This is a genomic window from Rhodoplanes roseus, from assembly GCF_003258865.1.
Taxonomy (GTDB): Bacteria; Pseudomonadota; Alphaproteobacteria; order Rhizobiales; family Xanthobacteraceae; genus Rhodoplanes; species Rhodoplanes roseus.
In genome coordinates, this window is sequence record NZ_NPEX01000717.1 from 1 (window position 1) to 316 (window position 316).

Annotated in this window: 1 protein-coding gene; it reads left to right on the forward strand. The window is 62.3% G+C overall.

From position 1 onward, the window contains the following. A partial coding sequence (locus CH341_RS32105; RefSeq protein ID WP_210208724.1) for an Eco57I restriction-modification methylase domain-containing protein occupies positions 1 to 316 on the forward strand: 316 nt, incomplete at both ends.

Consider the following 316-nt stretch of genomic DNA (forward strand, 5'->3'; position numbering starts at 1 on the left):
GGAAGCGTTTCCGGAAGTGTTCGATCCAGACGAGGGCGAGGCAGGCTTCGACGTCGTACTCGGCAATCCGCCCTACGTACGCATGGAATTGATCAGGGCCATGAAGCCCTACCTCGAGACGCGCTACGAAGTCGTATCGGATCGGGCGGACCTCTACTGCTACTTTTACGAGCGAGGACTGCGGCTGCTACGGCGCGGCAAGAACGCCGGGCGGCTCGGCTACATCTCCAGCAACACTTTCTTCAAGACGGGTTCAGGCGCACCGCTCCGGCGCTACCTTGCGCGCGAGGCCACCATCGAGACGGTGGCCGACTTC